This window comes from Streptomyces sp. NPDC021115, assembly GCF_044333065.1.
In the GTDB taxonomy this organism is placed as follows: domain Bacteria; phylum Actinomycetota; class Actinomycetes; order Streptomycetales; family Streptomycetaceae; genus Streptomyces.
Genome location: NZ_JBIRQF010000006.1, coordinates 550,906 through 559,345, shown reverse-complemented (window position 1 = coordinate 559,345; position 8,440 = coordinate 550,906). Strand labels below are relative to the sequence as shown.

At 65.1% G+C, this 8,440-nt stretch carries 10 protein-coding genes; 8 read left to right on the top strand and 2 right to left on the bottom strand.

Annotation, left to right across the window (positions count from 1 at the left end):
* Nucleotides 1–351 precede the first annotated feature (351 nt).
* The 3 genes from ACH4TL_RS22375 (at nucleotide 352) to ACH4TL_RS22365 (ending at nucleotide 2,000) form a co-directional block, all read left to right on the top strand.
* The gene (locus ACH4TL_RS22375) at nucleotides 352–1,041 is read left to right on the top strand and encodes a hypothetical protein (RefSeq protein WP_398316081.1); all 690 of its coding nucleotides are present in this window, start codon (nucleotides 352–354) and stop codon (nucleotides 1,039–1,041) included.
* A gap of 100 nt (nucleotides 1,042–1,141) precedes the next feature.
* Nucleotides 1,142–1,306 (top strand): hypothetical protein, encoded by a 165-nt coding sequence (locus ACH4TL_RS22370; protein WP_398316083.1) that lies wholly within the window; start codon nucleotides 1,142–1,144, stop codon nucleotides 1,304–1,306.
* Nucleotides 1,307–1,454: 148 nt separating this feature from the next.
* Complete coding sequence (locus ACH4TL_RS22365) at nucleotides 1,455–2,000, top strand: hypothetical protein (RefSeq protein ID WP_398316085.1); 546 nt, start codon at nucleotides 1,455–1,457, stop codon at nucleotides 1,998–2,000.
* A gap of 7 nt (nucleotides 2,001–2,007) precedes the next feature.
* Here ACH4TL_RS22365 and ACH4TL_RS22360 read toward each other — a convergent pair whose 3' ends face one another.
* Nucleotides 2,008–2,898: a hypothetical protein gene (locus tag ACH4TL_RS22360; protein WP_398316087.1), complete on the bottom strand. Its 891-nt coding sequence runs from the start codon at nucleotides 2,896–2,898 to the stop codon at nucleotides 2,008–2,010.
* Between the two features lie 200 nt (nucleotides 2,899–3,098).
* On the opposite strand from ACH4TL_RS22360, the gene ACH4TL_RS22355 reads away from it, so the two are divergent.
* The 3 genes from ACH4TL_RS22355 (at nucleotide 3,099) to ACH4TL_RS22345 (ending at nucleotide 5,533) form a co-directional block, all read left to right on the top strand.
* On the top strand, nucleotides 3,099–3,566 hold the full coding sequence (locus ACH4TL_RS22355; RefSeq protein WP_398316089.1) for a hypothetical protein: 468 nt from the start codon (nucleotides 3,099–3,101) through the stop codon (nucleotides 3,564–3,566).
* Between the two features lie 309 nt (nucleotides 3,567–3,875).
* On the top strand, nucleotides 3,876–4,379 hold the full coding sequence (locus ACH4TL_RS22350; RefSeq protein WP_398316091.1) for a hypothetical protein: 504 nt from the start codon (nucleotides 3,876–3,878) through the stop codon (nucleotides 4,377–4,379).
* 65 nt (nucleotides 4,380–4,444) lie between these two features.
* Nucleotides 4,445–5,533 (top strand): helix-turn-helix domain-containing protein, encoded by a 1,089-nt coding sequence (locus ACH4TL_RS22345; protein WP_398316093.1) that lies wholly within the window; start codon nucleotides 4,445–4,447, stop codon nucleotides 5,531–5,533.
* 162 nt (nucleotides 5,534–5,695) lie between these two features.
* On the opposite strand, the gene ACH4TL_RS22340 is transcribed toward ACH4TL_RS22345, so the two are convergent.
* Complete coding sequence (locus tag ACH4TL_RS22340) at nucleotides 5,696–6,505, bottom strand: helix-turn-helix transcriptional regulator (protein ID WP_398316095.1); 810 nt, start codon at nucleotides 6,503–6,505, stop codon at nucleotides 5,696–5,698.
* A gap of 166 nt (nucleotides 6,506–6,671) precedes the next feature.
* On the opposite strand from ACH4TL_RS22340, the gene ACH4TL_RS22335 reads away from it, so the two are divergent.
* Nucleotides 6,672–7,295, top strand: coding sequence for a hypothetical protein (locus ACH4TL_RS22335; RefSeq protein ID WP_358618313.1), 624 nt, complete (start codon nucleotides 6,672–6,674; stop codon nucleotides 7,293–7,295).
* Complete coding sequence (locus ACH4TL_RS22330) at nucleotides 7,295–8,431, top strand: MAB_1171c family putative transporter (RefSeq protein ID WP_398316098.1); 1,137 nt, start codon at nucleotides 7,295–7,297, stop codon at nucleotides 8,429–8,431. Before ACH4TL_RS22335 ends, ACH4TL_RS22330 begins: the two co-directional genes overlap by 1 nt.
* The last annotated feature ends 9 nt before the right edge of the window (nucleotides 8,432–8,440 follow it).

The following is an 8,440-nucleotide window of genomic DNA, read 5'->3' as shown; positions in this document are numbered from 1 at the left end:
CGCTACGAGAAGACCGCGACCATCTACCTGGCCGGACTCCACATCGCGGGCATCTTCCTTTGGTCAGCACGCTGATCCAAACGAAACTGCCTAGCTCCGGAAAGGCACGGCTGCTAGGGCGGCCCGCATCCATCCTCACGGGCTTGTAGTTCAGCCATGACCATGCATCGATCACGAGTTGGCGCAGGCTCACGTCCACTCCAGGAAGCTCAGCCCCCACGCCACCGCTCAGCGTAGCTCCCAGCCGAACGAGAATGCCCGACGCCCGCACCCGCTTCACAGCAGGCCGAACGACAAGCGAATTCTGTAACTCCCCGGTCAACATGCGGACCTTGGAGTACCATGACCGGCATGTCCGGCGAGCCCGCTCCGACACGATTGGTTAGCCTCTGCGCCGATCGTAGAGTGACCATGGCCATCTCGGGTGAGCGATACGCATACTCAGAGCGGCTCCTCCTGGACTCCCCCCTCGACATCAAGATCAACGTGAGAGTCGGCGGCGAATTTCAGGTCTTCCCCACCTCAGCGGGCTTGAGCACCGCTGAGGATATCGAAGGCTTCCACGTGACCGCGGCCACCGGATTGGGGAAGACACAGGCCGCTGGCCACGTGGTTCGACAACTGCTTTACACCAGCCGAAAGCTCAGCTGGATCGCGGCCCAGATCGAGATGGAGCGAGTCCGCAGAGCAGTTCTGGGCAAGATCGCTGAGCGTTTGCTGGCCAGCCGTAAGAAGGACTCAGGGCCACCCGATGTCGCTTCCGTCCTCAAGGCTCTTCGACCAGCAGCCAATGCGGATCACTGCATCAAGCTACGGCTGCTGCGTGCACGGGAAGCCGCCTTCAGCAGGAAGATCGTCCGTCTACGCGATCTGCTGAACGTGATCCTGGGCACGGTCCACTACGAGTTCACCGACATCATCCCCCGCGTAGAGACATCACCATGCGGAGTGATCCGCCTCGCGGCCCCGCGGGTTCCTCGTGCCCCCACAGCGGCCAACGATCTTCTGGCCCCACTCCGCATGCGTGCGTCTGCTGCCTGACCTCACCGAGCAAAAGGCGGCAGCGCCGCCCATCACTCGACGAGGTAACCAAGAAGTGCATTTGCCGCTTCCCCCGCATTGGCTTCTCCTGCTAGCGATCTTGCTGGGCATCGTGGTGCTCATCCCGATCGCCGACTGGTACAGAAGGCGCTACGTCCGCAAGATGCGGATCGTACGGCGAGCCCTGAAACGGCGCGTACGCGTGCACCTCCACCGCACCCTGCATCACCTGATGCGCGACCCTGACGACCCCACCTCCGTCTGAGCCGCAATGCTGGGGCCCGACACCTCCGGGTCGGGCCCCAGATGACGGACGCCCCGCCAGACCACCACCCAGACACCAATTCCACCAGCAGCGGGTCGCGCGCTCGGCAAACCACCACACCCGCTACCTCAAACCCCACAATCAGCCCATGCACCCATTGATCAGCGGCATCCTCCTCCCGGCCGCCACAACCCTGTTCGTCGGCCTCGTCATCACCCCTCGCCTCGAAGCCCGCAACCGGCGGATCAGCGCCGTCCACCAAGCGCGAGACGAGTTCAGCCGTCGCGTCCTGCGCATCCTTTCCGCCTGCGCCCGCCTCCGCGACACCCCGGTCCCCCACACCCTCACCGAGGAGCGGCCCGTCCTCTCGCAGAGGCTGACCGCCGAGCGCCAACGGTGGATAGACCAGCTCGACGAAGCTACCCGCTACCTCGTGGACGACCTCGAAGCATTCGTCCTGAGCTACGCCACACCTCGTGGGCGCGACATCGCTGGTCGGTTCGCCGTCTACGCCCGCGCAGTTGTGCTTTCCGATCGTCCCCTGGGCACCAAGGTCGAGCGCCTGACAGCACTTACCGGGCCGGTCCAGGACATCTTCTTCACCCGCCGCTGGCGGCTCATCACCATCGTCAGCAGCTTCCAGGCATTCGAGCAGGCCGTAGCCGCCATAGAAGAAGAGCAGCCCAGCACGTAGTTGCGGACTACTCGCCCGCTCTTTGCATCTCCTCGGAAGAATGCGGGAGACCGCTTTCGCTGCCGTACTTCCATTGGCTCGATGGCAGCGTGTATCCCAAGATGCTGGAGGACTCCGGGAGCACGTAGGCATCCTCACCGAACACCCAGTGGGCCAGATTCATGAGCGAGTTGGGGTTGTGCAGGGTGCTGGGCGCGAACTTCACCCCCGCACCACAGGTCAGGTCGCGGAAGTTCTTCGCCAGCAGCCGGTAGAGCTGTTCACGGTACCGCTCCGACCGCCGCGCGCCTGCGATGAGAGCCGTGGCACAGGAGGCGACGAGGTCCGCGAGTTGGAGATGATCTACGTGGTCGGATCTCGTCGTGATGATGGGCAGGAGGACCTGCTTGTCCTCCGGACGCACGTACTGAGTGCCGTCGACATCGAGCGCCAGCGCATCAGCGAGCCAGCGCGTTTCGTCTGGCCGACCGCCACCCGGCTGATCGGCGATCATGACGCCCTGCCCACCCCTTCCCAACACGTACGTCACCCGCTCGTACAGGTACCGAAGCATCATGCTCTTCAGCTCGGTCTCCGTCATGGCGGCGGGCATCAGGTCCGGTGCGCACACGACCACGGTCGCTCTCACCTTCAACTTGGCGGCGCTCTCCAGCATGCGCAACCGAGCCGTGTGCAAGTCATTCCACCTCTTGTGGAGTGGCCCTCCGTCAGGCGACCACTTGAACTCGGTCCCGGCGGGAACACCGAGATCAGCCCGGAGCGCGGCCAGGTCCTGGCGGAACGGCTGAAGCGCCTCCGCAGGGAACACGACAGCCCCGTAGGCGTGGAGGGAGCCAAGTCCCGCCCTCGGCACCAGGTCCCGCTCCCGAGCACTGTCGTCAACGAACGCGAAGTACATACGTGTTGCCCCCCTCCGAACGAATTGTCTGATGTATATAGCACAATCGAGGAGGAAAGCCGTAGCATATCTGTTCCGGGCAATGGCCCCCGGGCGGGAGTCACGACGCCGGTGGCGAATTGATGGTGCTCACGGAGGTTGGCAGTCAGTAGGTTTGCGCCGTCAAAGTCTCAACGGCTGACTCGGAGAGGTGACGGTGGATGGAGCGCAGGACACCCCCCGCTTGGAGGGGTGTAACCGGGTTCCGCGACTGGGGTGACCCGCCCGTTCCGAGTACCGATCCCAGGGCCTGCCAGGTCGCCTGGTGTGCCGCAGCGCGGGCTGCGGGTGGGCAAGTTGAGGACTTCGCGAAGCAGGAGTACCCGCAGAACTTCCACAGCGCCACGATCAGCGACCGGGGCGGCAAGCACATCGCTCTGTTCCACGCTCACTACCCGCTGGTTGCCTTCGTGGGCCGTCGGCGCTATTGGTACACCGACGAATTCCAGGAACCTCCCACCTGGGCCACTGTCCTCAGCGACGTTGGTTTCGTTGTCTTGAGCGCAGCACGGCTCCTGTCGCCACTGGAGGAGTCGGACACCTCTGCTCTGTCTGCGGCGGAGCGGCGTCAGATCAAGCACTGGCGGCCGGAGAACCTTGGTGCGGCCCTCTTCAACTCGTGGGACTGACGGCCAGCACGTCGTGGACGCGGCCTGCCCTGGGCAGGTGGATCACAACCCCTCGGCGAGCCTTATAAAACTCGTGCCTCATTTGAGGTAGAGTCCTTATAAGTTTGCTGTCGACTCCCGGAGGTTGCCTTGGCCCTGTCCCTCGTGAAGCCGTCCCCTGAACCCGATGACATACGGGCCCAGTTGGGCGGCATGGGGACCAGGTTGGAGTTCCTGCACCAAGTACTCCGCGCGGGCGAGGCGGCGAGGCGCACTGCCGTCCCCAATGACCCAACGGGAACGGCGGGCCGACGGGCCTACGAAGCGCATGTGCGGACCATCCGCGAGCTGCACATCGAGCAGGAGAAGTGGGCCCGGCTCATACACGGTCGCCTTGAGCTTGTCTGCAACCTGGACCGGACGGTCGCGATGGGCGTAATGGTCGGCGACGCCGCCACGGGACAGGCAAGCCTGTTCCCGAAGAACGCACGCCGACGCGGACCCGCTACCGGCATGGTCACTCGTGCCAACGCCGGCCAGGGCACCCCCTACGTACAGACGGCTCTGTTCGTAGCCGGTGCCGGTCCCGACGGGGTCGCCTTGAGCGAAGAAGAAGCGCAGGCGCTGAAGACGTGGTTCCTGCTGTCCTGCCGCAACAAGATCGGCGACGCTGTGCGGATCGACTGCGAGCTGTCGCGGCCAAAGATGTTCGAGGACGGCTTCGTGGTCGAATGGGACAGGCGGATTCCGCTTCCCGCCCTTGTGATGGACGGAATCGAACCTACGAACGATGATGGGCCTGGAGAGATCGACATCCCCGTCGACTTCCGCTGAGGTCCATTGGTGGGGCGGCGGACCTGTCGCCCCACCGTGCACCACCGATAACTGAGGCAGCCCCCATGGTGACCCCGTCCCGTATCACACTGGCCCGCAAGCGCAGGGGCCTCACCCTCGCTGAGCTATCGGACCGAGCCGGGGTGTCACTGCAGAGCCTGTCGAACTACGAGACAGGGCGCACCGCACCACGTTCCGACACCCTCGACAAGATCGCCTCAGCGCTGGACTTTCCCGCCGCCTTCTTCGAAGGCCGTGCGCTGGACGAGCTCCCCGCCGAAGGCATCTCCTGGCGGGCGCGCAGCAAGACGTCGGCGAGGGTTCTCGAAGCCGCTCGGGCCGCCGGCACGCTCGGCGCGATGCTGTATGACTGGATCGACGAAAGATTCCGCCTTCCAGCAGCGAACGTGCCCTCACTGGGCAAACCGGACCCGGAGACAGCCGCCGGCATGATTCGCACTCGCTGGGGCATGGGAGAAGCGCCAGCACCCAACATGGTGCACCTTCTGGAGGCACACGGGGTTCGGGTGTTCTCACTGGATCCCGACCACGCTGAGGTCGACGCATTCGCGGTGTGGCGCGACGGCGTTCCGTTCGTGTTCCTCAACACGCTCAAGTCCGCCGAGCGGGGCCGCTTCGACGCAGCTCACGAACTGGGCCATCTCGTCATGCACGGCAGCGAGCAAGCCTGTTCAGGGCCCGAGGCCGAACGGCAGGCCAACGAGTTCGCCTCCGCGTTCCTGATGCCCCGATCGAGCGTTCTGGGGCACATGCCATCGGGCGCTCACGTCGATCAGATCCTTCGCGGCAAGCAGATCTGGAACGTCTCAGCCATGGCCCTGACCTACCGCATGCACGACCTGGGCCTGCTCTCCGACTGGCAGTACCGGTCCACATGCGCCGAGCTGAGCCGTTTGGGGTATCGGTCCGACGAGCCGCAGGGCATGGGCCAGCGCGAAACGTCGCAGGTCCTGACCAAGGTCTTCACCGCGCTGCGTTCAAAACGTGTCCGCCCCTCATCCGTCGCGGCCGAGCTCGGGCTCACCAGCGAGGAGATGAACCGACTCCTGTTCGGGCTCACCCTCACCACCTTCGATGGTGAGGGCCGACATGTGGCGGCTCCTGCGAAGCGCAGCCTGTCCGTCATCTCCTGAGGGGACACATCCACGCATACCGCGTGGCCGTGCCGTGGCTCGGGCCTGAGCAGCTGCGTTCTCAGCTCAGCGAGGCACTCGCGGGGATGGTCCCGACCCCAACAGTCCGACCCGTTGGGGCGGTCTCTGCTCCCCGCACCCGCGGGGATGAACCTCAGCTCCTCACACACGCAGGAGAATCACGAATCGTAGGTCTTGGTTACTCAGCGGAGCGAAAGCTGTGATGCGGACGAGGATCTCTTGGTATCCGTGGAGCGGCAGGCAGAGGCGGCGGACGTCGCCGTCTGGATGCGCCCGGGTCTGGTTCGCCTCCCACAGCTCGCGGGCTTCCGAGTTGCCCATCAGGATGTCGTCGCGTAGCTGGAGCAGTTCTTCGCAGTCCGGGTGTGTGGCGATGGCATAGCGGATCTGAGCGAGGGCTGGGGCTGCCCAGTCCGCGCGCCAGTTGACGAACTGCCGGCGCGCCTCGGGATGGAGGAAGGAGAAGCGCATCAGGTTCGGCTGGTCCAGGAGCCTGGGGAACCACTCCTCCACGGCCTGGTTGTACGCGATGAGGTCCCACCACAGATTCGACAGGTACGCCGGATGCGGTGCCATCTGGTCGAGGATGACCTGCATGCCCTCATCCGCGGACGCGACGGAAGAGGGACTTAGCGAGGGCGGTGGGTGACCAGCGGCCAGCCGGAAGAGCACCACGCGCTCGGCTTCACCCAGGCGAAGCACCGTCGCCAAGCGCTGAAGGAACTGCCCGTCGAAACGGCGAAGCTGGCCCCGTTCCAGCTCCCGGTACCACGCGAGGCTGACCCCGGTCAGCTGCGCGACTTCCTGTTGGGTTAGCCCTGGCTTCAACCGTCTGCGCGAACGGTCGATTCCACGGATGCGGGTGTGATCCAAGCGTTCGCGCCAGTGCCTGAGAAGCGATGTCAGGTCACCCGAGACCGGTCGATCCGGGCTATGGGGTTCATCACCCACGCCTCTGCCCTCCATCTCAACCGAGGGCGACGACTTGCCCCGCTATGCCCCATTATCGAGTCACACGCCTTGTATACGGAGCGCAACATTCCGCCATCTCGGGACAGGCCAGGGCAAGCACCACAGGGACCATCGCCACGCTGAGTGGCGGTGGTCCCTGTGCAAGATGGCTAAGGCAACCGAAGGTGAGCAAAGGGTCGATTCAGTCATGTGGTGGCGCACCAAAGATTCCGACCACGCGCGCGTCGCGTCCGAGGAACCGTGGAGCAGCTGGCGCGGAAGCGAGCGTGAGCTAGCGCGGCGCATCCGCCGAACGCTACGCGCGCTGGAAGTCCAACCCCCGTTGAGCGTGCATCAACTGTGCGAAGCGCTCTCAACCCACCGGGGTCGGCATATCGAACTGCGCCCTTTCCCCCTACCGACGCCCGGCCCTATCGGCCTCTGGCTCGATACCCCCCGCGCCGACCTGATTATCTTTCAAGCTGCGACGACCGCTGGTCACCAGAACCACATCATCTTGCACGAGATCGGCCACATCCTGGCCGATCATCCCGGTGCGAGCCTCACTGCGCAGTGGGAGAGCCTCCTGCCCGGCCTCAAACCGGGCGCGATCCGGCGGGCGCTTCAACGCTGCTCCTACGACACCGAGCAGGAGCGGGAAGCTGAACTGGTCGCGACGATCATCGGGGCGTGGGCGGCCATCCTGGATGAGGTAACAGATCCCCCGTCCACGGATCCTGCTGTCCGCCGCATCCACTCTGCCCTCGGGGACCGTATGGGGTGGCTGTGATGGAGACCCTCGCGATCGCCCTTTTCCTCACCGGTCTGGCGGCGACTGTGGTGTGGAAGCTGTACCAGCTGTACCGGGCCCCGCATGACGCTTCTCTGCGCTCGTTGGCACTGTGTCTGGTCTGTATTGCCTGCTCCTACCTGCCCGCCATGCCCGACGGCAGGCCCGGGTTCGACCACATCGCCTCCCACAACATGGCCAAGGTGATACAGAACCTGCTGCTCCTGGCGACGTCGTACTTCCTGATGTGCTTCTATCTGCACTCTGTCGCCGACGAGCACATCGGCCGCCGACGAGCACGCCGCGAAGCAGCCGTCATGGTCGTCGTCATGGTCATCATCACGGTCGCGGCCAAAACGGCTCCGGGCGAGGCCATCGCAGTCGGCTTCAGGGCGGCAGACATGACGAACCCCCCTGTCGTCGTGTTCTACCTCGGCGCCGGGTTGTACATGCTGTACACGCTGGCGGCGGCCAGTTGGTGGACCCGCCGGTACGCGCGCCTGTCCGGGCGCCCTCACGCCACCGGCCTATGGCTCGCCGCAGCGGGCCTGGCAGGGATGTCCTTCGCCTGCGCAACTCGCGCGATCTTCATCATCATCCGGGCGTTCGGTGGCGCCGTACCGGATACCGTCACGTCCAGCGTCTCGCTGATCCTGATGTTCTCGATTCTGGCGTTCATCGTCGGTGTCACCTATTCCAGCGCCCGATCCCGGCTCGACGCCTTCCGGATGTGGCGTCGGCACCGGCGCGTGCACCGCGAGCTGCAACCGCTCTGGGAGCTGCTGTCCGAGGCTTTCCCCGAGTACGTGATGAAACCCTCCTCCTCGTCGTGGCGTGACCGCTGGTCGGCGCGTAGCGTGCACCGCCGGTACACCCGGCGGTGGGCCGAGTGCCGGGACTGCCTGGTGCGTCTCAGCCCCTATCTACTCGATCACGCTCCCGACGGCGCCACCCTGGACACCGCTCCCCCGGACGTGCTGGCCGCCCGCCTTCGTAAGGCCGCTGACGCCGCCCGCCGGGGCACCCCCGTGCAGACCCGAGCAATGCCGGTAGCCACGCCACACCATGAGCACCGTGACGATGACGTCCGAGAACTCGTGGCGCTCTCGAACGCGCTGCGTAGACAGCCTGATTGATCACAAAGG